Annotated in this window: 17 protein-coding genes and 1 pseudogene; 12 read left to right on the top strand and 6 right to left on the bottom strand. The window is 35.5% G+C overall.

Annotation, left to right across the window (positions count from 1 at the left end; genetic code table 11):
- Positions 1 to 1,135 precede the first annotated feature (1,135 nt).
- Positions 1,136 to 2,272 (top strand): annotated as a pseudogene (locus tag F6K27_RS25090) (trypsin-like peptidase domain-containing protein); the annotation flags it as partial.
- A gap of 642 nt (positions 2,273 to 2,914) precedes the next feature.
- Positions 2,915 to 3,667, top strand: a complete 753-nt coding sequence (locus F6K27_RS25085) for a hypothetical protein (RefSeq protein WP_287278883.1) — start codon at positions 2,915 to 2,917, stop codon at positions 3,665 to 3,667.
- A gap of 682 nt (positions 3,668 to 4,349) precedes the next feature.
- Here the strand turns inward: F6K27_RS25085 and F6K27_RS25080 are convergent.
- A complete protein-coding gene (locus tag F6K27_RS25080) occupies positions 4,350 to 4,550 on the bottom strand; it encodes a chlorophyll a/b-binding protein (RefSeq protein ID WP_287278882.1) in 201 nt (66 codons plus the stop codon).
- Between the two features lie 226 nt (positions 4,551 to 4,776).
- Positions 4,777 to 5,793 carry a succinate dehydrogenase/fumarate reductase iron-sulfur subunit gene (locus tag F6K27_RS25075; protein ID WP_287278885.1) on the bottom strand — a complete coding sequence of 339 codons (1,017 nt, stop codon included), beginning with the start codon at positions 5,791 to 5,793 and terminating at the stop codon, positions 4,777 to 4,779.
- A gap of 1,468 nt (positions 5,794 to 7,261) precedes the next feature.
- Here F6K27_RS25075 and F6K27_RS25070 point away from each other — a divergent pair.
- The 6 genes from F6K27_RS25070 (at position 7,262) to F6K27_RS25045 (ending at position 14,561) form a co-directional block, all read left to right on the top strand.
- A complete protein-coding gene (locus F6K27_RS25070; protein ID WP_287278880.1) occupies positions 7,262 to 7,795 on the top strand; it encodes an RDD family protein in 534 nt (177 codons plus the stop codon).
- A 33-nt stretch (positions 7,796 to 7,828) separates the two neighbouring features.
- Positions 7,829 to 8,017 (top strand): 50S ribosomal protein L33, encoded by a 189-nt coding sequence (rpmG, locus tag F6K27_RS25065; RefSeq protein WP_287278879.1) that lies wholly within the window; start codon positions 7,829 to 7,831, stop codon positions 8,015 to 8,017.
- A 75-nt stretch (positions 8,018 to 8,092) separates the two neighbouring features.
- On the top strand, positions 8,093 to 8,311 hold the full coding sequence (gene rpsR, locus F6K27_RS25060) for a 30S ribosomal protein S18 (protein WP_124147575.1): 219 nt from the start codon (positions 8,093 to 8,095) through the stop codon (positions 8,309 to 8,311).
- A gap of 155 nt (positions 8,312 to 8,466) precedes the next feature.
- Positions 8,467 to 10,485, top strand: a complete 2,019-nt coding sequence (locus F6K27_RS25055; RefSeq protein ID WP_287278877.1) for a ribonuclease catalytic domain-containing protein — start codon at positions 8,467 to 8,469, stop codon at positions 10,483 to 10,485.
- Positions 10,486 to 11,949: 1,464 nt separating this feature from the next.
- Positions 11,950 to 14,379: a phosphoenolpyruvate synthase gene (gene ppsA / locus F6K27_RS25050; protein WP_287278876.1), complete on the top strand. Its 2,430-nt coding sequence runs from the start codon at positions 11,950 to 11,952 to the stop codon at positions 14,377 to 14,379.
- 56 nt (positions 14,380 to 14,435) lie between these two features.
- A complete protein-coding gene (locus F6K27_RS25045) occupies positions 14,436 to 14,561 on the top strand; it encodes a hypothetical protein (protein WP_287278874.1) in 126 nt (41 codons plus the stop codon).
- 28 nt (positions 14,562 to 14,589) lie between these two features.
- On the opposite strand, the gene F6K27_RS25040 is transcribed toward F6K27_RS25045, so the two are convergent.
- The 3 genes from F6K27_RS25040 to F6K27_RS25030 form a co-directional block, all read right to left on the bottom strand.
- The gene (locus tag F6K27_RS25040) at positions 14,590 to 16,695 is read right to left on the bottom strand and encodes an RNA-binding domain-containing protein (protein WP_287278872.1); all 2,106 of its coding nucleotides are present in this window, start codon (positions 16,693 to 16,695) and stop codon (positions 14,590 to 14,592) included.
- A gap of 156 nt (positions 16,696 to 16,851) precedes the next feature.
- On the bottom strand, positions 16,852 to 17,193 hold the full coding sequence (locus tag F6K27_RS25035; protein WP_287278870.1) for a hypothetical protein: 342 nt from the start codon (positions 17,191 to 17,193) through the stop codon (positions 16,852 to 16,854).
- Between the two features lie 311 nt (positions 17,194 to 17,504).
- Positions 17,505 to 18,608 carry a D-alanine--D-alanine ligase family protein gene (locus tag F6K27_RS25030; RefSeq protein ID WP_287278868.1) on the bottom strand — a complete coding sequence of 368 codons (1,104 nt, stop codon included), beginning with the start codon at positions 18,606 to 18,608 and terminating at the stop codon, positions 17,505 to 17,507.
- A 671-nt stretch (positions 18,609 to 19,279) separates the two neighbouring features.
- On the opposite strand from F6K27_RS25030, the gene F6K27_RS25025 reads away from it, so the two are divergent.
- From F6K27_RS25025 to F6K27_RS25010, 4 genes are all read left to right on the top strand, one after another.
- A complete protein-coding gene (locus F6K27_RS25025; protein WP_287278867.1) occupies positions 19,280 to 19,657 on the top strand; it encodes a hypothetical protein in 378 nt (125 codons plus the stop codon).
- Positions 19,658 to 19,799: 142 nt separating this feature from the next.
- Entirely contained in the window at positions 19,800 to 20,582 is a 783-nt protein-coding gene (locus tag F6K27_RS25020) for a tryptophan-rich sensory protein (protein ID WP_287278865.1), read from the top strand.
- 342 nt (positions 20,583 to 20,924) lie between these two features.
- Entirely contained in the window at positions 20,925 to 21,611 is a 687-nt protein-coding gene (locus F6K27_RS25015) for a lecithin retinol acyltransferase family protein (protein ID WP_287278863.1), read from the top strand.
- Positions 21,612 to 21,709: 98 nt separating this feature from the next.
- Complete coding sequence (locus F6K27_RS25010) at positions 21,710 to 23,662, top strand: NHLP bacteriocin system secretion protein (protein WP_287278861.1); 1,953 nt, start codon at positions 21,710 to 21,712, stop codon at positions 23,660 to 23,662.
- Positions 23,663 to 23,976: 314 nt separating this feature from the next.
- On the opposite strand, the gene F6K27_RS25005 is transcribed toward F6K27_RS25010, so the two are convergent.
- Positions 23,977 to 24,543 (bottom strand): VOC family protein, encoded by a 567-nt coding sequence (locus tag F6K27_RS25005; RefSeq protein WP_287278860.1) that lies wholly within the window; start codon positions 24,541 to 24,543, stop codon positions 23,977 to 23,979.
- Between the last annotated feature and the right edge of the window lie 462 nt (positions 24,544 to 25,005).

Genomic DNA, 25,005 nt, shown 5'->3' with positions numbered 1-25,005 from the left:
CGTTCGGTTAACTTCCTAGGAGGAATTTATTTGGCAGCTTCTGTCATTTTATTAGCATAGCGATCGCCATCGACCTAGAGCATACAATACCCATTTTGTCAATTTTTTAATTGATGACACGCCCTAGGCGATTTAGTTATCTAGGCGATTTAGTTATCTAGGCGATTAGTTATCTAGGCGATTTAGTTATCTAGGCGATTAGTTATCTAGGAGAGGACTGAAGTTGGAAAAATCTGACGTTGTCTGAGTTTTAAGCTTTTGATATATCCTAACCTTTCCTTCCACTGCTATAGTGAATTTTTGCCAACCCCGGCCAAATTTTTACTCCTGTACCTCGCACATATGACAATTCTCCTATGGGACTCCTCCTCTTCAAAGTTAATTTTATTTATGACTAGGTACTTAATCTGAGAAAGTTGCTCAAATGTAATAGTAAGTAGCTGAAGGTAAAATTGAAAAACTTATGTTTTTCGTTGATACTTAATCTAAAAATCATTACCACTCAGCAACCCTAATCTAAGAGCTACAATAAAAATGATAATAGTTTTAATATTACATTGTTTCCACGCTAAAATTTATAGAGACAAAGTAATGCCAAATCTCACGCATTTTTGCTACATCTTCTTGAGAGCAGGGATTAATAGGGATGTTACATGCAACGTCCGCAGGTCCTAGGTAAATAAAGAATAAGATATCTTTACTTCATACAAATAATTGCTAAAAACATTACTAAACCTTACTTATTACTTAATAACTGAAGTTTTCTATAAAAAAAGCATTATTTTTAGGGACTGGTATAACTTTTAAAATGTCTTAATAAGTAGCTGATTCTAATCTATGGAATTAAGTATCAATTGAAGAAAATTTTTATTAAGAAATAATTCAGGAAACAGGTAGACGATAAATTTAGTTTGCGATGTAAAGAATTCAGAATTGATTTTTTCACATAGGATGAGGATAAATAAATAAGTTCTACACTCTCACCCAATATTAATATTGGGTGGTCTTTAGTTAGTGGCAACTGCTGAATAACTCACTCATTAATTCTGTCTATTGGCTACTCAACTCCTAACTCTATTTTTCAAAAAATTACTGCGTAATAATATTAAATATAAACTAGACTTGACAAGCAACAATGAATGCCAAATTTTTGTCAAAAACCACATTAAGAATACTTATAGTAGTAGTAGCAGTTGGTGTGAATTTAAGTAATTTTCCTCCAGTCAAAGCTCAAATAAAAGTGGATACAATTCCCAGACCCCTGAATAAAAACCGAAAAGAAACACTACTTTCTCTGAGTCTAGAAGAACAAACTAATATTCGTGTTTATGAACAAGCTAGTCAAGCAGTAGTTTCCATAGATACAGATAAAACTAATGGTAGTGGTGCCATTATCAGTCCCGACGGAATGGTATTAACAAATGCTCATGTCGTATCTCAAGGCGGTGTGGTCAAAATTACCTTAGCAGATGGTAGAAAAGTTACAGCAGATGTCATAGGTTTTGGTGAAGAAGATTTAGACTTAGCAGTTCTCAAAATTCGAGGAGAAAGAAACCTTCCTACTATTAGAATAGCTCGTCCAGGTTCGACAAAAGTAGGTCAGCGAGCTTTTGCTATCGGAAATCCTTTTGGCAGATTTCAAGGTACTCTTACTGTAGGAATAGTTAGTCGTATAGATCGAGAAAGAGGATTGATCCAAACAGATGCAGCTATTAACCCTGGTAATTCGGGGGGGCCACTATTGAATAGTTCTGGAGAACTTATTGGTGTCAATACTGCTATATTTACTCGTGGTCAATTAGGGGGTAATATTGGCATTGGTTTTGCTATATCTATGGATAGAGTCCCAGAGTTTCTAAGAGCGGTTCGAGAAGGAAGAGCGCCTTTAGTAGCTCAACAGCAAACAGGAATGTTTGATGAGAGACAGGCTGAAAAATTAGACCTTAATGGTTTAATAGAAATAAAGGGCAATTTGGACAGTGAATCTAATGTATTACCTGTAGACAATAGTTATTATGACCTTTACGCTTTTGAAGGTTTAGCAGGTCAAAAGATTTCTATTGATATGAGTAGTAATAAAATAGATTCTTACTTAATTTTATTAAGTTCAAATGGTCAAGAATTAGCTCAAGATGATGATAGTGGTGGAGAAAAAAATGCCAGAATTGTGATTACGCTACCAGAAAATGGAACTTACAAGTTATTAGCAAATTCTTATGAAGCAGGAGAGTCAGGAGAATATCGGTTGAAAATTGAGTCTGTTTCACCCAGAATTAGACCTTTCTTTGAGCGTGAAAGGATAAATTACTATAGATAAATTGTCTGAAATTTTATCTATTGATTTATAGATAGGGATATGAAGATTAAAAAAAATTTTTGACCAGAAAGATCGACAAAGGAGGATGAAAAAATTTTGACTTTAAAAGTCACCTACATAGTAAATAGTCGTTTGCCAGTACAGTGGTTAGTAGATATAGGTAGGTTTGAGGAACGGAAACCTAATAAGATGTATTGAGATGAAATACTAAAACTTCTTGTCGCATATTCTCCCCTTTTTTAGAGAGGAGCTAGAGGTTAGGAGAATCAAGGGACTGTATTTTGTTTATATAAAATATTAAATTGATTTAAAATGTCATAATGAGCGGATAATAGCAATTTTATCAAAAAATGTATTTATAGGAAACATGAATTTATAGGAAGTGCAACAAATTGTATTACAGCAAAATCAAACAGTTAATAAGTTAAGTACAAGTATTGGTTTGAAAATAAAAAAAAGATGATTATACTGAGACTCTGTAATTACTAACTAAAATTTACCCTAAACTTTTTCAATTAATAATTATTCGTGATTATTTCCCACTATGCTAGTAGACTAGTTGGAGAATTTAAGTAGTATATTTATTTGAGGTGATTAATGCGTCAAGCAAGATTTTGGGCGATCGCTCCTTTTGGTCTACTAAGTATTATGGGAAAAACTTTACTTTTCCCTATCCTTCTATTTCATCCGGTGGTTATCAATTCTAGCTATGCTAATGAAATTTTAGTTCAGGATACTCCAACTCCAGAAGAAACTACTCCAACTCCAGAAGAAACTACTCCAAATCCAGAAGAAACTACTCCAAATCCAGAAGAAACTACTCCAACTCCAGAAGAAACTACTCCAAATCCAGAAGAAACTACTCCAAATCCAGAAGAAACTACTCCAACTCCAGAAGAAACTACTCCAACTCCAGAAGAAACTCCAACCCCAGAAGAAACTCCAACCCCAGAAGAAACTCCAACCCCAGAAGAAACTACTCCTTCTACCCAAGAACAAAAAGTTGGAAAAGAAATATTACAGCTAGAAGGAACACTGAGTGATGGAGACTTAGTACTTCCATCTGATGAAAGTATTTATGATGAACATACTTTTGAAGGAACAACAGGTCAAGTAGTAACTGTAATCTTAGAAAGTCCTGACTTTGATACTTATTTAGCAGTATTTAGTCCTACTGGTGAATTACTGGGAGAACATGATGATGTTAGTCAGAAAAATACAAATTCTCAACTAACAATTACTCTAACTGTTACAGGTAAATATCGTTTAATAGTTAATTCTTACGATAAAACAGGTAGGGGTCAGTACAATCTCCAAGTAATTGAGTCAGGTCAGACATCAGATTTATAATTGAAAAATTTTAATGGTTAATGGCTAATATCTAAATGCCATTTAAAGATTAGCCATTAACATTTAGCTGTGAATAAATAAAACAAATAAAACTAAATTATCCTAGTACAAACCTAATAAAAAAATCTGGTAGTTGTGCATAGTAATGGTAGAGAAAATTGGGGAGTTGGGGAGTTGTGGAATTTCAACAATCGCCGATTTATAAAACAAAAAGCATCGCAATTTGCGATAAATAAAATAGACAGTAAATCTAAACCAGAATCAGAATATAGATAGAGAAATTCCAGCGATAAAACAGTAATAATTCATTATAAAGTATAATCTCCAAGTAATTGAATCAGGTCAAGCATCAGATTTATAAATACTAATTTTTTGACTATTTAATAGCTAATAGCTAAATGTCATTCTCAAGATTAGCTATTAGCATTAATTAGGACTTGATGATTAACTATAAAAACATTTACAGATAAAGGTTTTAGCCTTTTTGCTGCGAAAAAAAGTGTCAGCTTTTAGCTCCGAATCGCCCAAAATACTCACATTTTGAGCAGACAAAGACAGAAAAATTTAGCAACAATTATTTCGACTGCCTTCTCTGTAATTCCCATTCATTCTGACTCCTGACTCCTGACTCCTACCCTCCACAAAAAGACTTTTTCAGCAAACCCTAATTAAACTTGATTTTTTACCGCAAACCTAACCAAGAGAAAAAATCTTGATGAGTAAATAATTCCAGTAATAACAAAATGAAAAATCCAACCATAGCAAACCTACCATTGATTATTTCTGCGTAAGTATTCCAACCAAAAGCAGGTTCATTAAACTTGGTAGTTTCAACTTTTTTAGCAGATTCTGATGTGGATTGAGAAGTCAAATTTTCAGACATGATATTGATAGAATTTTATTAGCTTTGAAGATTTGGTAGTCCTACATAGTAATGTTTGAAGAACAAAACTTGGTATCTACCCAAATATTTATTCTCCCAGATATTCAACAGTATTTTGAGAATGGGTTGTGAAAAAATTATCCCTCCCCCTAACTTTTACCATTACTATGCACCACCACCAAAGATTTTTGATTACGGATAAAATTACTGAATTATCCCAGTAGATTTATTGTCCAATTTTTTTTACTGATTCAATCAGCGATCGCACAGTTTCCGTCCCCTCAGAAGGTTCAAAAGTCAAAGGAAACTTACCTTTTGCCAACATTCTTAATCCTAATGGACCCAAACTCAATAATCCTTGAATATCTCTAAAATAGTTACCCACTACCTGAATACCAAATTTTCGTTCATCAATCCAACCCCCATCTTTAACCAAATCAATTAATACTTTTCGATGGCGAATAGAACGACTAGCTTGCTGATCTTTACGGTCGAGAATTTCTTGTTTAATTTTACCTATTTGATCCATAGGTGCTACTTCCATTGGACAAACAGAATTACAATAATAACAACGGGTACAACCCCAGACTCCTGCTGTATCAAGATTATATTCTTCTAATCTTTTATCTATTTGACTATCACGAGAATCAGCTACCATTCTATAAGCTTTAGCCAAAGCGTGTGGACCAACAAAATCTGGATTAACTTCACGAGCATTACATTCAGAATAACAGGCTCCACAAAGAATACAATTACCTGTTTGATTTAGTTTATCCCGTTCAGTGGGAGTCTGTAAAAATTCTCGTTCTGGAATTTGTCGTGCTTTTGTGCTGATATAAGGTTCAACTGTTTCTAGATTTTGCCAAAAACTTTTCATATCTACTACCAAATCTTTAATTACTGGCATATTGCCCATAGGAGCAATAGTTATTTCTGGAATAGATTTTTCAGTAGTATTAGCAGAATTATTATTACTATTATTAGCTATTTGTTGTATTCTATCTACTTCGTTTCTAATATTTTCTTTACACGCTAAAGCTGAACGACCATTAATTCTCATTCCACAACTACCGCAGATAGTATTACGGCAATTTTTACGAAAAGCTAAACTACCATCTTGCTCCCATTTAATTCGGTTAAGGCATTCTAAAATTGTATTGCCTGGTTCAACTTCTAAGGTGTAAGTTTGAACTCTAGGAGTAGTATTTTGATGTTGACGAACGATATTAAAACTGACTTTCATTGATGATAAATTCAAGATATTTTGTACTAGCTTAAGAGCTGATTTGTAAACTTAGCTAAAACCCTTATGTAATCTAACTCTCAGGGATTTAAGTATTGTTGGGTTATAACTGCAAAAACCCTTGTATTGCAAGGATTTCAGCCTCTTGATATTTACTTTATAAATCAGCTCTAATTGTGTTTTTTTTAGATGGCGTTGCTGATGGGTGGCTATAATTTTTCTTCAATGGCGATAATGTTCAGCATTGCTACTACGTTTTCCTAGGTCATGCTGCGCAAACATATCGTGCAGCGAAACGCCTAGCTATTAACTGAAAATCTTTTTAGATTTTGCCAAATTTAAGTTTCATAGCTTGATTGAGCAACACCTTTTAGATCATACCAAATCCAGCGATAAAAGCAGATTTTTCTCATCTCCCAATCCTTGATTTAGCAATGGCTGTAACTTTCAAAAATACCCTTTTACTAAGGCGGATTTTGTATAAAACAAGATTAGCATTAACTATTAGTTTTTTTGTTCCGATATTATTTTTGTTTTGCTACACTTCCATTAGCTTTTCGGTAGTAGGTGTTAGGTTTTAAGTTTTAGCTTGTAGATGAAAAACGTTTACTTAAAATCTATTATTTGTAATATTTGCACAAACAATTGGGTAGAAAGCTCCACATTTAACCTGCGTTGTCAACAATTTTTGGGGTTTAATTCCCATTAAATTGAAATATTAACCTATCGTCTACAACTTTCTTCAATATCTTAACCGTCGTGACTATACAAAATAACAAAATAAAAGGTTACAAGAAAAATCTTCAACAATTAATAATTAATAATTACCTCTTCTTGAAAATAAGAGGATTGACGCTTCAGGAAATTTTTTTCTCTTCTCTTGGTAGATTGGATATAGCCTTCCCTTCGGGACTTTAGGGAAAGGAGAACCTAAGAGTGTAGAGCAGCTCCGCTTGTTCCATTTTTCATGCTGCGCTTTCCATGTTGGCGAGGTTGAGCTACTCTGTAAAAGGCTAGGCTTTAAGGTAGTTGTGCGAAGCGCAAAACGACCGCTTTTCTCATTTAAAGAATAGGATTTAAACTCAATTTTTCGGTAAAACTTAAAATTAAAAGTTAAAAGCAAAACTTGAGAATTTATGGAGTAATCATACTGATTATTGACCAGAGCAAAAATCTCATTTTATCTTAAATGTAAAATCATAGTAATTCCTAAATTGTAGTGAATATTGTGATTGAATTAGATTTAATTTCATATTCAAGTTAATAACTACTTAGTAACTTAGCCATCAGATCGGATTAGTCCTACCCATAGCTACCAGTAATAATTTATGTATATTAACTTCATATCTGAAAAACCCGGAAAAATTGACAAATAAAAAACATGATAAAATTATAGAACAGTAACAAAAGCCAATAAAACAGTTACATATTCTCCTAACCAGACCAAAAAATAATTAAGGTCTATCTTATGAGCGATAATATTATACCCCAATTGCCAAAAGCACCTCTATCACGTCGCGTAGCAGCATTCAGTATAGATGCTTTAGTAGTTTGGTTTTTGAGTGCCATAATTAGCAATAATTGGTTCACGTTTATTTTATTTTTTATGGTACTTTGGATAATAACACGAGTACTAGTGGTCTATAAAAACTATGGTCAGAGTATAGGGCACTATGCTCTAGATATGAAAGTTTTAGATACTAGATACCAAAGAAATCCAGGTATCCTAGATTTATCAAAGCGAGAAGGAATTTTAGCATTATCTGGGGCATTGGCCATGTTAGGAATTAGTAATTTAACATCAGGAAATGCTGCTGTCTTACTACTAATAATGCCTTTATTTTTGGACTTTACAGTAGCTTTAGTAGATATTGAAAGGTATCAACAAGCTTTCCATGACAGAATAGCTCAGACAATAGTAGTAGGGACAATGCGTGGTTACTCCCTAGATATTAAGGTAAAGAGGTTAGTTGACGAAGCCAAGCGCTATGTGAGAAGATAGTAATTTGTGTCTAACATTCATGGAAACTGAAAAATGGCTAAAGGAGTCAGAATTGTTATTACACTAGAATGCACAGAGTGTAGAACAAATTCCAATAAACGTTCACAAGGTGTGTCTAGGTATACAACAACTAAAAACCGTAGAAATACAACCTCAAGATTAGAATTGAAGAAATTCTGTACTCACTGTAATCAACATACAGTTCACAAAGAAATTAAGTAAAAATTCAGTGAGTATTAAAAACAGTAAATAACTAAAACGTAAACGTAAACAAAAATAACTAACAAATAATTAGCAATGGCGAATTACTTCCGCAAAAGAGTATCACCAATTAAACCAGGCGATCCAATCGATTATAAAGATGTGGAACTACTAAAGAAATATGTTACAGAAAGAGGTAAAATTCTGCCAAGAAGAATCACTGGTTTAACTTCAAAACAGCAGAGAGATTTAACGAAAAGTATAAAAAGAGCTAGATTAGTAGCTTTATTACCCTACGTTAATAGAGAAACCTGAAGATAGAGTGTTTGAGATTTGAGATTTTGGAAAAATCTGAAAAAGTTAAATATTAAGAAAAAAACCAAAGTCAAAAAATCTCAAACTAAACTAGCAAAAACCACAACCCAAGCCAAGGCAATTGAAAATTTATAGGGATATATAAATAAGGAAAAGTGGAGAAGGGAAAATTAATTGAATTTAGATTGCATGGAGAACGGCGACTAGCCATAGCAGAACGTCCAGATGGTAAAAAAAACTGGGTCGTGGTGGAAGCAAATGGTCAATCTCACAGCATACCTCCAAAGCAAATCAGTTATGAAGTAGCAGGAGAAAGTTACAAATCATCAGAAATTCCCAAATTTCTTCAGGAAGTAGAAACTTATATAGACCCTTCAAGTATAGAATTAGCATGGGAACTACTGGTAGAAGAAGCAGAAACAGTAAATCCAGAAGAAATGGCCTTACTGCTATTTTCAGAACAAACACCAGCCCAATGTTACGCAGCATACATATTACTATCAGACGATAAACTCTACTTTAAGCAAAAAGGCGATCGCTACGAACCCCGACCTATAGCCCAAGTAGGAGAAATCAAACATCAGCAAGAAGTCCAAAAACAAAAACAACAAGAACTAGGAAACTTTTTACTCCGGGTGCGTAACCGACTAGCAGGAGAAGAAGTAGAGTGGCAACCAAGCGATTATAACCGCCTAGATGTAATAGAAAAATTGGCGACTTACGGAGAAGAAGCTTCTAATCGTACCCAGGCAATGGATACCTTGGCAGTCTTAGAATTACCCGAAACTCCAGAAGCAGCGTTTAAACTATTAATGGATCTAGGTATATGGAGCGAACATGAAAATCTATTTCTGCGACGTAGTCAGATCCCAAAACATTTTTCTACCAAGGTACTAGAAGTGGCTCAAAGCTGCCTGCAATCTCCCCAGCCAGATCCAGACACAAACCGTTTGGATTTAACTCATCTAAAAGTCTATACCATAGACGATGAAAGCACCAAAGAAATAGATGATGGCCTCAGTATAGAATTTTTAGAAGACAATCAACAAAAGATATGGGTACATATTGCCGACCCAACTCGCTTACTTACTCCTGGTGATGAGTTAGACCTAGACGCAAGGCGAAGAACTACTACACTATATTTACCCACAGGTATAATTCCGATGTTCCCATCAGAGTTGGCCACAGGGCCAATGAGTCTGATTCAGGGACAAATTTGCAGCGCTTTGAGTTTTGGCGTTATTTTAGATGAAAGTGGAGGAGTTGTAGACTACAGCATTCACGCTAGCTTAATCAAACCAACCTACCGTCTGACTTATGATGATGTAGATGAAATGTTACAGTTACAGATTAAGCTAGAACCAGAAATTCATGTTCTCAATCAGTGGGCGAAACAAAGATTTCAGTGGCGACAGTCACAAGGCTCTATTAGTATATATATGCCAGAGTCAGTGATTAAAGTCGAAGGTGAGGAAGTAAAAGTAGAAGTATTGGACGACTCACCATCAAGACAGCTAGTGGCAGAGATGATGATTATGGCAGGAGAGGTTGGGGCAAAATATGGTCAAAAACATGATATACCCCTTCCCTATCGCAGTCAACCCCAACCAGAACTTCCACCAGAGGCAGAACTAATATTATTGCCTGCTGGGCCAGTTCGCTCTTGTGCGATGCGTAGATGTATGCCTAAAAGTGAAATGGGTATTATACCAGCTCGTCACGCTAGTTTGGCCTTAGAAACTTATGTTCAGGTTACTTCTCCGATTCGGCGTTATAGCGATCTATTGGCTCACTTTCAAATTAAAGCTCATTTACGAGGAGACGAGTTACCTTTTACTCGAGACCAGATGCAAGAAATAGTAATGAGTTTAGTTCCTGCCGTCAAGGAAGCTTCTAGTGTGGAAAGATTTACTAACCGTTACTGGGGATTGGAATATTTGCGACGTAATACAGATGAGGTTTGGCAAGCGTTGATAATTCGGTGGTTGAAAGAAGAAATTAATTTAGGGTTGGTGTTATTGGAAGAATTGGGGTTAGAGTTGGCGATGCGGTTTGGTCGGTCTGTCAATGTGGGCGATCGCCTAGAGGTGAAAGTTGCCCATGCTGACCCTCGTAAAGATGAAGTGATATTCCAGGAAGTTATTACGACTGTAGCAGAGGCAGCAGCGAATTAAATTGTTCAGCAGTTATCTAGGAGTGGGGGAGTAGGGGAGTAGGGAATTAGGGGAGTGGGGAGCATTTTTCTACTTTTTTCCCTATTCTATTTCTGAATTTCCGGTGTTGCATAAATGCGGGATGATTTTAATAGTTTTGTGGAAGTGGAATGGGCATCTTGCCCGTTCCTGATATTTTCACTCCTTGGCAGGATATCCACCCCACTTATATTCATCCCACCCCTCAGCAATGCCGAATTTCCCTACTTCTATGCCAAAAGTACATACCGCTGGCAAAGATACCATAAGGTTCTATAGCAGTTGCCACTATAGTTAGGACATAGGGTGATATCATCAGGGCTTACGCATAGACACTACATTGACTAAGGGCGAATACCATTTGCTAACGCAAAGCTCCGAATTGCGCCCCTACATATGGTATTTTCAAGGTGATTCTGCGTAAGTCGATCGTGTGTCCCCTTCGGTGGAGCTACGCTTACGGCAGAACAGTTACAATTAGGAGCGTGCTTGGCAGTTACTATAATTATCCGAACATGATGTAATTAGGGCTTGCTGATTAACTATCAAAGTATTGAAATATAAAGGTTTCAGCCTTATTAGACTGAAAAAAAGTGCCAGCTTTTCGGTTAAGAAAGCTCAAAAAACTAGCATTTTGTGCAAGAGTTGGGCAGAAAAATTAAGGGACAATTATTCCAACTACATCCTCTGTAATTCCCATTTATCCTGACTCGGCTTTTCCCCTCCTGGGAGGGGCGGGGGTGGGTTGACTCCTACCCTCACCCATAAGACTTTTTCAGCAAACCCTAATTATGATGATTTATAACGCGAGCAAGATGCTCACACTAATTGTTCTAACTAACATGACGGTTGCTATATTTTTGAGATTAAAATCAAGATTTTTACAGATATATACTGGTGATTTAATACCTCTTATGTAGGAAAAAACGCCAAACAAACTTAATATATTAACTTAACTATAGTTGGGATTAAAAAAAAGAAATTAACCATCGTTATTTAATTTCTATTTAAGCTTAATTATCAGCCTCAGTAATGTGTCTGCCTCAGATGAGTCGCAGTCAAACCCCCTTTATAGAATTATTAAAGCGCTTAATCTTTTGTAATAAGTACCTCTACACTACTCCTATCAACATTTTTTTACTTTTGGTAACTAAGATGTATACCTCAGAAAAGTTGTCGGTCACATAGAGTTTAATTAATATATTAATAGAGGAATAAATTATTTTAACAGAATTTATTTAATAAAATATATGGAGAATAAACAACTATAAATGAGTAAATAATTTTTAGGGATCAATGTGATATATATTGTTGAACGTTAACAATAAGAGTTTTTAAAAGGCAAAAATATAGTGATTTGCCTTGAATATAAATTTGTGAAAAAAATTCTATCCAAGCTGCACCGTGACATGATGAAACAGCTTAATTTTAGGAGAAATAAAAGCAATGCTAAAAACAGTAACAATTCAAAATAAGACTTTTACTGCTAAAGAGAAAAGCTTAGTATTGTGGTTTGATGAAGTTAGTATTAATGACATTCCTTTAGTAGGAGGTAAAAACGCATCTTTAGGAGAAATGATGCAACAACTTACCCCCAAAAATATCAATATTCCTAATGGTTTCGCTACCACTGCTTACGCCTATCGTTACTTCATCAAATCTGCTGGTTTAGAAGCAAAACTGCGCCTACTATTTGCCGACCTTGATGTTGAAGATATGAAAAATTTGCAACAACGGGGTAAAAAAGCACGAGCATTGATAATGAATACACCCTTTCCAGCAGAACTCGAAAAAGCGATCGCCCTCAGCTACGAAACCCTTTGTTATCTCTACGGTCAAGATACAGATGTTGCTGTACGTTCCAGTGCTACTGCCGAAGACTTACCAGATGCCAGTTTTGCCGGGCAACAGGAAACTTACCTCAATATTCACGGGGTCGAAAGCGTACTCAAAGCGACTCATAAATGTTTCGCATCAGTATTCACCGACCGCGCTATCTCCTACCGCACTATCAAAGGTTTCGACCACTTCGATGTTGCCCTCTCAGTTGGCATTCAAAAAATGGTGCGTTCCGACCTTGCTACCTCCGGTGTCATGTTTTCCATAGATACCGAAACCGGATTCAAAAATGCTGCCCTAATTACAGCAGCTTATGGTTTAGGGGAAAATGTCGTACAAGGCGCTGTCAACCCCGATGAATACTTAGTATTTAAACCTACGCTCCGGGAAGGTTTCCGTACTATTATCAACAAACGCCTAGGTACTAAAGCTATCAAAATGGTTTATGATGGCGGTAATTCGATTAAAAACGTACCCGTGCCAGAGCGACAGCAAGAACAGTTTGCTCTGAGTGATGATGAAATTCTGCAACTTGCCCATTGGGCGGTAATTATCGAAGACCATTATTCCCAAGTGCGTGGTAGTTACACGCCGATGGATATTGAATGGGCAAAAGATGGTATCACCAAGAGTTTATATATAGTTCAGGCGCGACCAGAAACGGTGCAATCTCAAAAATCTGGTAATCTGCTGCGTAGTTATCAGTTGCAGGAGAAAGGGAAAGTGTTGTTAACAGGTCGCGCTGTGGGTCAGGCGATCGGTCAAGGTAAAGTGCGCGTAATTCTGGATACCCATAACATTTCTGAATTTAAACCAGGGGAGATATTAGTCACTAACAAAACTGACCCCGACTGGGAACCCATTATGAAAAAGGCTAGCGCTATAGTTACTAACCAAGGTGGGCGTACTTGTCATGCTGCAATTATTGCCAGGGAGATGGGTATTCCGGCGATTGTTGGTTGCGAAAATGCTACGAAACTATTGTACAATAGTAAGGCGGTGACTGTTGACTGTGCTGAGGGAGAAGTGGGGATAGTTTATGATGGGTTGTTGCCGTTTGAGGTTGTGGAAACGGTATTGGATGATTTGCCAGAAACTCGCACCCGCATTTTGATGAATGTGGGCAACCCAGAGGAGGTTTTTCGGTTGTCGGCAATTCCTGCTGATGGTGTGGGTTTGGCTAGATCGGAATTCGTAATTGCTAATCATATTGGGGTGCATCCTTTAGCATTGCTGCATTTTGACGAAGTGGAAGATGAGGTGGAAAAGGCAAAAATCGCTGAATTGACTATGGGATACGAACACAAGGCAGATTTTTTTATTGATCGCCTAGCTTATGGGATGGGAGGGATCGCTGCTGCTTTTTATCCGAAACCTGTGATTGTGCGGATGAGCGATTTTAAGAGTAATGAATATGCTAATTTATTGGGAGGGAAACAGTTTGAACCCGATGAGGAAAACCCGATGATTGGTTGGCGGGGTGCGTCTCGTTATTATCATCCCAAATATCGGGATGCTTTTGGTCTGGAATGTATGGCGCTGAAGCGAGTGCGGGATAAAATGGGATTGGCAAATGTAATTCCGATGATTCCGTTTTGTCGTACACCCCAAGAAGGGATGAAGGTTTTAGGGGAGATGGCTAAGTATGGTTTGGAGAGGGGTGAGAATGGTTTGCAGGTTTATGTGATGTGTGAGTTACCGAGTAATGTGATTTTAATGGAACAGTTTGCTCAAGTGTTTGATGGATTTTCTATTGGGTCGAATGATTTGACTCAGTTGGTATTGGGTTTAGACCGAGATTCGGCATTGGTAGCAGATATTTTTGACGAACGCCATGATGCTGTGAGGCGAATGATTAAGATTGCGATTACTATTGCTCATGAGTGCGGGCGTAAGATTGGTATTTGTGGTCAGGCACCGAGCGATCATCCTGAATTTGCGAAGTTGTTGGTAGAGTTGGGGATTGATTCTATTAGTTTGAATCCTGATTCTGTGTTGAAGACTCGGTTTGAGGTGGCGAAGTTGGAGGGGTGTTAACGAAGTCAGAAGTTAGTAGTCCTGCATAGTAATGGTATACAAGTAACAAGAAATGCTTGGCACGGGAGCAAGATGCTCCCACTACCGTACCTCCTAACAAAAATAATGCAATGCACTACCACCAAGCTTTTAAATCAGGAAGTGGTTGGGGTGTATTTTCTGGACGGTGGCGATTAAATTAGACACTCGGTTCTGGTAAACTGTTGACCCTCAATTTCCCGCTCTATTAGATTTAGATAATGAAGTTGGCGACGGCTCCATAAATATCTGCATTCCTCCAATAATTAAAGGTTTGAAAATATCTTGAGATAAATATTTAGCAATTGCCTGTATTTTTTCAGCTCTAATTTCAGCTGCATCATGTTTGTTCTCCAAACTTAGTTCTTCAATTTTAGTAGACAAATTAAATTTAATCTTTCTTTTATTCAGAATTTCTTCAATAGTACTATCTTGTAAATTAGGAATTACCAAATTGCTAGGAACTTGTACTTCTTTTTTAAAATCAAAAATATTTAAATTGGTATATTTAGGATTAGCCCTAATAATATTTCCACGATACCAGTTTTCTTGCCATCTAGCTAAAACTCTTTTACCGACAAAAAAACTAGCAGGATAATCTCTAAACAATTTAGAAACATTCTGAACATTCCTAACTTGCAAATTCAAGTCGATCATAAGGTTAAAATTATTCCAGTATGGGTAAATTCGAAATGAGTATCCTTGATAAAATCTGACTATTTTATCAACCTTTTCGTTTTGCGGAATATAAGCTCTTTGACGGTGAGCTACTAAACGATTCAATGTATTTTCTTCAATATACCAAGCATTAGAAGTTAAGGCATTCTTCAAAGCAGATATAATATCCTTCCGTCTTTGCTGTAAAAAAAAATCCTCTGGAGTATTACCATTTTCTAGGATAAATTTAAGAGGAAATAAATTAGAAAATTCATTAGTCGCACCTAATCCAGAATCAGCAGCAAACTTAGCCTCACGTTCAGCAGAATTACTACATAAAATCAAGGTGGTTTCTGCTGGATTAACTATATATAAAGGGGCAGGTAAATTCAACTTTATCATTTCATCCCGCATTCGTTTAGTACCTTCACTTAATGCTCTAACAAAGGCTGATCCTCCTTTCTCGCGCATAATTTTCAACCATTCAATTAGTTTGGGATTGCGAGGCATTGAATTGAGTATTATCTTATCATCAAGTCTAAATTCGGGGGGGACTTCTTGGTCTCTTTGCAAAATACGCCCTCCATTCCGAACCACAAAAACATCTTTATATAATTCACATTCTATCGGAAGTTGTATAGCATAATCTCTATGGGCAACTGCATTAACAATAGCTTCATCAATAGAAATATAAGGATATTCTGGTTCTTCAGAAAATCCCCCATCAGGATTTCTTTTTTGGTATAGTTTAAAGAATCCAGATTCTTTCAAAAAAGTTCTTATATCGCGAATTTGTTTAGTAATTGAACCAGTAAATTCTTTTTCAAAAGTTGGCAGTCTACGTTTATTTCTATCTTCGTTGTTAACCTCAAATCTAAGTAATCTAATATATGACCAAGGCATTATTCTTTGAGGGTTTGCTACAAAAAATAGAAACCCTGCATTAGTAAAAGCATAATTATTTCCATCTTTTATTAAAGCTCCTGCTTGGTACAGAAGTTTCTCATTAATATAATCATCATATTCAGCATCTTTCAAATATTCATTACTAAATTCATTTAAAACTCTTTTTTCTAAATCATCAGCATCATAAGTAGAACAATACTGATTTTCAAAACTAACTATTTTCTTATCTCGGCGAAGTCTATCTCTTTGAATATCATCTAATAAAATATTTTGATAACCTCGTCGCTCCCAACTTTTAGGTTGGTTTCCCAGTGTCTCGCAGATTGCATTTTCTGTGTAAGGAACATAAATCAAGCAAATTTCTTTAGTCTCTCTTTCTGGACGATAAAATTTGATTGACGCAGATTGATTTTTAAGCAAGTCATTAATTTTTGTTAGTCCATTAATCTGCTCTTCAAAAAGATGATTGACACCCGTAAAATCTCCATTATCAGAAATTCCTAATACTAAAAGTCCCCCTTCTTTATTGGAATTAGCAAAGGCAGATACACACTCCTTAACTTGTTCTTTAAGTGCTTTAAGTGTATTTTTACTAACACAACCATTTTCGCTTTCTTCTGGACGACCAGCTTCCTTACGATCAAAATATTGACCTTCAAATTCCTCAGCAGTAGAAGATGTCAAAAAATCCCAATATTTCTCTGGATTATCAAAAACTTCTTTTGGAGTTGGCATTTTTTATATTCAGTTAATTAACTATAATATTTACAAAAAATACATTATACTACATTCCGATAATTTTTATTTTGATTAATTTTTCACTTGTACAATTTACAGCAACTAATTCTATTTCAAACAATAATTCGCTATTATCTCCAAACCTACCAAACATTATATTCTGCCACAAGCTCCTGTTTCATTAAGTCGATAAATAGCGACTTTGACTTTACCATCTGGGTAACAACTGCGGACTTTTTGAATTAAGTTTTCTAAGGATGAGTCGATTATATATTCTTCACTGTCTGGATCGACTGCAATAAAATGGTTGTAATATTTGTCAATTAATTGAGGGCGAAGTTTTTCAAAGACTGTTCGACAGCGATCGCTAAATTCTGCTTTGATAGCTTTGCGTCTTGCTATTTCTTGAGAAGGTAATGTCTTTCCAGGAAATAATCTTGTCCGAAATTTTTGAGTTCTTTTTGGTAAAGCGATCGCTTCTTTTTCTCTATCCATAATTAATGATTCCTGGATTGTATGTATCAACTTATTTAATATGACAGGACTTACGCATGGAAACTAAATATAGTGAGGGCGAATACCATTCGCCCCTACATATGGCGTTTTCAGAGTGAATTTGTGTAAGTCCTGATTGACAAAAAAGATAAATGTTGGGTTGATCCTACGGACAAGCTGCGCTAACGCTGTCGATCTACCCAACCTACAGAAAATTGTGATAGAATTTTAATGAAATTATGGCATAAGTCTAAATTATTAAGCCCCCCTTCCCAAGGAGGTTTGGGGGGATTAAACCCTTTTGTGATTAATTACTTAGAATGTCTTTCTAATGCTAATTGAATTAAACAGTCTACTAACTCAGAAAAAGGAATTCCACTAGCTTTCCAGAGCATAGGATACATACTTGTCGCAGTAAAACCAGGCATCGTATTAATTTCATTAATCAAAATTTCTCCTGTTTTCTCTACATAGAAAAAGTCAACCCTAGCTAAACCAGCAGCATCCACAGCTAAAAATGCTTGAGTTGCCATTTCTTGAATTTGAGCAGCGATCGCTTCACTGACTCGTGCTGGAATAAATAAATCTGCTTTTCCTTCTGTATACTTGGTTTCATAATCATAAAAATCACTCTCAAAAGTAATCTCTCCCACCACAGAAGCTTTCGGGACATCATTTCCCAGCACCGCACATTCCAACTCTCTAGCTTCCACACCCGCTTCAACAATAATTCGACGGTCATAACTAGCAGCATTATCCAAAGCAGTTTCCAACTCCGCTCGCGACCGCACCTTAGCAATACCTACTGACGAACCTAAATTTGCAGGTTTAACAAAACAGGGATATTCTAAAGCTGCCTCAATATCATCACACAATTTGGGAAACACACAAGGATTAGACCAAATCTGCGATCGCGTCACTGCCTGATATTTTACCTGCGACAAACCTGCTTGAGCAAAAGCCATTTTCATCGCGATCTTATCCATACCCATTGCAGACCCCAAAACCCCAGACCCAACAAATGGAACCTGCATTAACTTCAGTAGACCCTGTATAGTACCATCTTCGCCATTGGGACCGTGAAGCACTGGAAACCAGACATCTACTTGGGCAGCTTGAGGGGGAGTTTGCCACAGGTAAGACGAGGTTTGAGAAGCAAGAGAGGAGCTGGTTTCAGACTCGGAATTATCATCTATAAGCGGCAATGATGGTAAGTTGCCAGACTCTAGAACTTGCTGAGAAAAATCAGTTGCTTGCCAACAACCATCTTTTTGAATGTAAATTGGCATTAATTCGTATTTGTCTGTATTTTGACCTTGAGTTAAAGCAGTAGCGATCGCTTTTGCCGAATTAAGGGATACTTCATGTTCCCCGGAACAACCGCCAAATAATAAACCTACTCGTAATTTTGTCATTATTTAGATTCCTTTAACAGAATTTTATTGCTGATAGATTATTATACTCAGATTAATCAGTCATTATCAGTAAAATTCAGGAAAGTTTATTTCTACCTTGATTCTTGACTATACCTATTGCAAAAGTCAAAATCAAATCTTTTTTCCTCCTTTTGTTATCTACTTCTGTTTGATGTTAACTGTGTCTTTTTCGCTCTTAATAGTTGGTATGTTTTTTTTAACATTCCTTTGTTTTTTATTTCGTAGATATTGAAATTAAGTGTTCCACAAAACTGTAAAAAAATATTCATTTTTAAATAACAAATAGTTCATAAAATTCAAGCTAACCTTGTTTTTAATTTTTCAAAAAATTAGCTTAATAATCAGCAATTTATGAAATATGTAAATCTCAGCAATTATTAATAATACATCTGGTAAAAATCCAAAATAAAATTAATTATTATCCATAAATTATCAATTATTTCCCCCTACTCTGTAGGGACGTTGCATACAACGTCCCTACTGCCTCTTTTCTCGAGATGTCTATTTATTAACTGATTATCTGAAATCAAATCAAGAGGCCATATAGGAAATAAATTATTCAAAATTTAAGATTATATTCATGGGAGTCAACAGTGTAGATGTGATATATAAAATTAGACAGTCGATAATCATATATTTAGGAGTTAATAATGATGACTAACGACGAATTTCAGATATTGACACAGCAACGTAATGCTAAACTTGCTGCAGTTTTGACCGAGATAATTGATTGTGAATGGAATCGAGTTAGTAGGCAACTAGATGCTCTTGATACTGATTCTAATGATGTTACTAAAGCAGCAATTTTAGTGGGACAATTTCAAATATTAGATAAATTGAGGTTAGCATTATCTGAAGGCAGTCTAAGTTCTGATTATGAAATAGAAGCTATATGGCGTTCAAAATTAATTCAGCGTGTTATAGAAGGTTTTAATTTAGATTTAGATACTCACACTCCACCTCGAAAATATAAGAGCATAGCACAACAACTGGCAGAAGCTTGTGGACTAGAAGTAATTAGAGATTAATTCTACAAATATAAATGTTATAATTTGATTAAGATTAACTAATTATTTAAATCAAGTAGCCCGGTGAGTTGTAGAGGTAACAACTTCCGGGCTAAGTTATAATTTGGCTTAATCGGATTTATTAATAAGAGTAAAGACAATTATGGAAACTAATACTAACAAATTTAATTCAAACATTATTCGACAGTGGGCTAATTTAATAGGAATTATTGCTGCTTTTTTTCTGAATGTTTATGTTAATCTTGCTCCTCCTGGTGGCAAAACTATTGGTGAAATTTCTAACACTGTATTTGAGGATGTTTTAATTATTCCGGCTAGTTATGCTTTTGCAATTTGGGGATTAATTTATTTAGGTTTAATTAGTTTTGGAATTTATCAAGTATTACCAGTACAAAGAGAAAATCCTATTTTACAGAGATGTGGATATTTTTTAGTAGGTGCGAGTCTGGCACAAATTATCTGGGTATTTTTATTTCAATATCAATTATTTACTTTTTCAGTTTTGGCAATGTTAGGAATTTTAGGTTGTTTAATTTGCTTATATCTAAGTTTAGGAATTAGTTATGAAAGAGTGCCTAAAAAAGATAAATGGTTAGTTCATCATCCCATCAGTATATATTTTGCTTGGATTAGTGTGGCAACAATTGTGAATATAGCAAGCGCCCTACATTACTTAGGTTGGAATAGTATAGGGCAAATTGCCATATTTTGGACAATCATTATGTTGATAATTGGAGCAATTATTGCAGCAATTATTAATATACAAAAACAAGATATTGCTTATCCTTTAGTATTTATTTGGGCATTTATAGCCATTGTAATTCGTCATTTAGATATGCCAGTTATTGCAGTTACTGCTGGAATTTTAGCTTTAGGGTTAGTGGTTTTAGTTTGTGTAAAACTTGTCTCAGTCAGATTAAAATAGAAATAGGTTAAAAAGTATTCCAGAACGAAAAGGGTATGAACAACCCCTCCTAAAATTAAACGACTTGCTCACGCGTCGGGGATATTTTACCGAATAATTAAGGTAAAAATCCTCTCCTTTATTTAAAGGAGAAACAATGAATTAATTTCCCCTACCGCGTCAATCCTATCCGTTTTCAAGCAAAGGTAATTATTAATTATTAATTGTTGAACCAAGCTTTTCCTAACGGATTACTCCGCAAACAGATACCATTATCTATGCACTACCTTTTTAAGCTAATAGCTGACAGCTAATAGCTGATAGCTGATAGCTAGTTAAATTAAGTAAAACTTGAAAAATAATATGGCAAGAGGAGAGCAAATATATACTCTTAGAGAGTTTCTAAATATAGATGGTGTTTACGAACATCATGGCATTGACTGTGGTGATGGAACAGTTATTCATTATCGTAAGGGTACAGAAACTATTGAAAGAACTTCTAAAGAATATTTTACTGATAGAAGAAAAGTTTATGTAAAACGTTACCCAGTTCGTTATATTGCTGATACAGTCATTCAAAGAGCAGAAAGTAGATTAGGAGAAAGAAAATATAATATTATTAAAAATAATTGTGAACATTTTGCTACTTGGTGCATAACTGGAGTTAGTCAAAGTCAACAGGTAAAAAACTTTATTCCTCTGCTTTATCACATTAATGTTGAGCAAATTTCAGAACCAATTAAGCAAGCAATTTTAGGAGTAAAAACTGACTTAGATACTACTGAATTAGTCAACAAAGCTTTAGCAGATATAAAAATAGCTTGGGAAAATATTCAACCAGAATATAAACAACTTAAACAGGAAATAAATACCTGGCAAAAAGTAGCAGTGGCGGCGGTCAAACAAGACCGGGAAGATTTAGCTCGTGCTGCTCTAATGCGTAAGCAAAAACATCAACAACGTGCTGATGAATTAGAAGCTAGTTTGCAGAAATTGGCTACCATGACAGAAACACTTTTAAGAAGTCAAAATTTAATTACAAATAAATAATTGAAGATTTATTGAGTTTCTCTTCTTACTTATTTACTTCTTGAATCATATCTAAGTTAATTTAAAAAAAGTCATGGGAAGTTAATCTACAGTTATTAATGTCTGAAAAACAGCGCCGTATATTCCGCAAAGAATCTTTAGAACGGCTTTCTTCCCCAGAACGACTAGACCAATTAATGCAAGTAGTTACTCTCAAAGATTGGCTACCTTTAGCAACATTAGGTAGTCTAGTAATTCTGGGTTTATTATGGAGTATTTTCGGCAAAATACCTATTACTATTAGTGGAAAAGGAGTATTAATTCGCCCTCGACAAGTAATAGAATTTCAGTCAGCGATCGCTGGTAGATTACAATCTTTAAATATACAAGATGGGCAGTGCATAAAAAAAAATTATGTACTGGCAACTATCGATCCATCTCAGCTTAAAAAACAATTAGAATTACAACAGAATAAACTAATTCAACTACAAACTCAAGCTCAAGATACCCAACAACTACAAAATCAACGTACTCAACTCGAAATAGAAGCTTTAGCAGGAAAAAAAAACAGTTTAGAACAACGCTTGAAAGATACTCAGGCAATAGCGCCAATACTGCAAAATGATACATTAAATGCCATCCGAGAACAACGTCAGAGTTTAGAACAACGTTTGTCAGACCTAGAAACAGTAACTCCTATATTAAAAGAGAAAAAATTAGAAGCGATCGCCAAGCAACGAACTAGCTTACAACAGCGTTTACAAGATGCTAAAACACTAACTCCTGAGTTACAAGAAAAACAGCTAGCAGCACTTGCCGAACAAAAAATTACCCTGGAACAAAGTTTAGAAAATACCAAGGCTTTAACCCCTATTTTGCTGAATCAAAATGAAGTAGCATTACAACAAAAACGAGAAAGTCTACTGCAACGTTTACAAGATGCACGAGAGTTAACTCCTACTTTTGAGGAGAGACTAAAAAGACGTCAGGACTTATATGAACAGGGAGCAATTTCTGAAGATACTCTACTGCAAAGCAAACAAGAATATCAACAAAATCTGCAAAATATTACAGAAATAGAAGCAGAGCTAAAACAACTAGAAGTAGAGCGAACAGAAGCTATAGAAAAATATGCACAAAACCTCAATAATATCAAAGAAATTGAGACTGAATTAACAGAATTAAAAGCGCAGAAAGCAGAAGTTAATCAAAAATATTTAGACAACCTCAATACTATTAGAGAAATTGAAACCCAAATCCAAGAATTAGATTTACAAACAACCGAAACTGACGAACAATTTTTAGAGAATATCAACAAAATTAATGAAATTAAAGCTGAATTACAAAAACTCAAACTACAAGAAACAGAAACAAGGCAAAAATTTTTAGAAAATCAGAATACAATAACTCAAATAAAAGCAGATTTACAAGATTTAGATACTCAGAGAAAACGTTTAGAACAAGACAATTTAGAAGCAGTTAATACACGCAAAAATCAAATTGAAGAAGTTAAACGAGAAATTGCTCAATTAGAAAAACAAATTGCTGATAATAGTAAAATTATTAGTCCTGTAGATGGATGTATTTTGGAAATTCAAACTACTTTAGGACAATTTGTCAATCCAGGTACTACTCTGGGTAAAATTAATATCAAAGGAAAATCAGGAGAACTACAAGCAGTCAGTTATTTTGCTGTTTCAGATGGTAAACGCATCACACCAGAGATGGAAATTTTAATCACTCCTGATACTGTAAAACGGGAAAGGTTTGGTGGAATTATCGGCGAAATTATTTCTTTATCGGATTTTCCTGTAACAAAAGAAGGTGCAAACTTTGTAGTAGGAAATTCCGAAATAGTAGAAAATATTATCGGCGAAAGTGGGGGAAAAATTGAAGCGATCGCTCAACTAAAATTAGACCCCAATACCTTTAGTGGTTATCAATGGTCTTCTTCAAAAGGACCCCAACAAAAATTAACTGCTGGTACAACTACAACAACGCGAGTACGAGTAGAAGAAAGAGCGCCTATTACTTTTGTTTTACCAATTTTAAGGGAGTGGAGTGGGATTTGATTTTCAACTTGATTTTCAGCTAGCGGTTACTAATACCAATTTCATAAAATATTGCTACAGTGACTACACAGGGAACAGGGAACAGGGAACAGGGAACAGGGAAAGAAAAACATCATAAAAAAGAGGAAAAAATGTGAAAATTTTATAATTTATGGAATTTATAATTTTTTCTTTTAGGAATAAATGACAAATTAAGATGTAACTGCCTTTTTTTAATTTGGTATAATATCAAGTTCGGACAATCGACTATTTATCTGAACTTGATATTAGCAGTCAATCAAAAATAATTGCAGGGCAATTCACGACCGACATTCCTAGTAGTCGCAATTATTGCATACAGGCGATCCACAATCATCAAAAGAATTCGGAAAACCATCCTGACGAAGAGCCAAATTATTGCCATCAGGATCGCAAAAGAAGGCGAGTACCGTATAACCATCCCCCGCATTGCAAAGTGGCCCAACTTCAACCCCTTTATAATCTAGGAAATCTACCGCTTGCTCAATATCATCTACAGCGATCGTAGCAGTTGCTTTTCCCGATTGAACAGGTTTACTCTGACTCAGGCCAATTTGTGTGTCAGGAAGTTCTGGATAGAAAAGTTGCACATAATAAGGGAATGCGGAATTTTCCTTATTGACGATCATGCCAAGTTTTTCCTCATACCACTGAGTTGCTTCCACTCCGTCACTAACATTAAACCGTGTCACCCATCCTGTTGTATAGGTTCCGCCTGGCCCAGCAAACGCTGGGGAAGTCACCCCCGAAAAGCCAAATAGGACAAAAGTGAAAGCAAATAGAGCGATAATAGCTGTCATCAACTTTCGGTGAGCTTTTGTGTGGTTCACTTTAGTTGAGTGAACTCCATTATTTGGTGTCATATAGTCCTCCAACATTTTTGTGTGTAAAGCTGAACATCTATAATCCTATATCCAAAAGTTAGAGACTGTTTGTAAAGTTTTGTAAGCGTTGGCGGAGCATAGCGACAGCTATTTTGTGGTTGGTCTAATAGTCAGGCAATCGCATCAGATGACAGTGAAGATTGCTAGAACTATTAGACATCTCCAGAAAATAAACTTGCTCTTTATTTACTATAAACTAGGGTTGTAAAAGTTACTCACAAAATCATTTTCCGTGTTTTTTTCCTAAAAACATCTTCCCTGTTCCCTGTTCTCTACTGTTACAAAAAGTTTACATCTTTTTCACCAGATGTCTATTATAGAACCCCTAACCGTATCTTCATATAAATATCAAGTTTTTTTGACTAGGAGACAGCTATACTGGAGACAGGAGACAGAAGGTAAGAGAGAAAAGGTTAAGAGGGAAGATTTGGGGAGAGATAA

The organism is Okeania sp. SIO2F5 (genome assembly GCF_010692685.1).
Taxonomy (GTDB): Bacteria; Cyanobacteriota; Cyanobacteriia; order Cyanobacteriales; family Microcoleaceae; genus Okeania; species Okeania hirsuta.
Note: the sequence above shows the minus strand (reverse complement) of the source record. Positions and strands in the feature narration are given on the sequence as shown.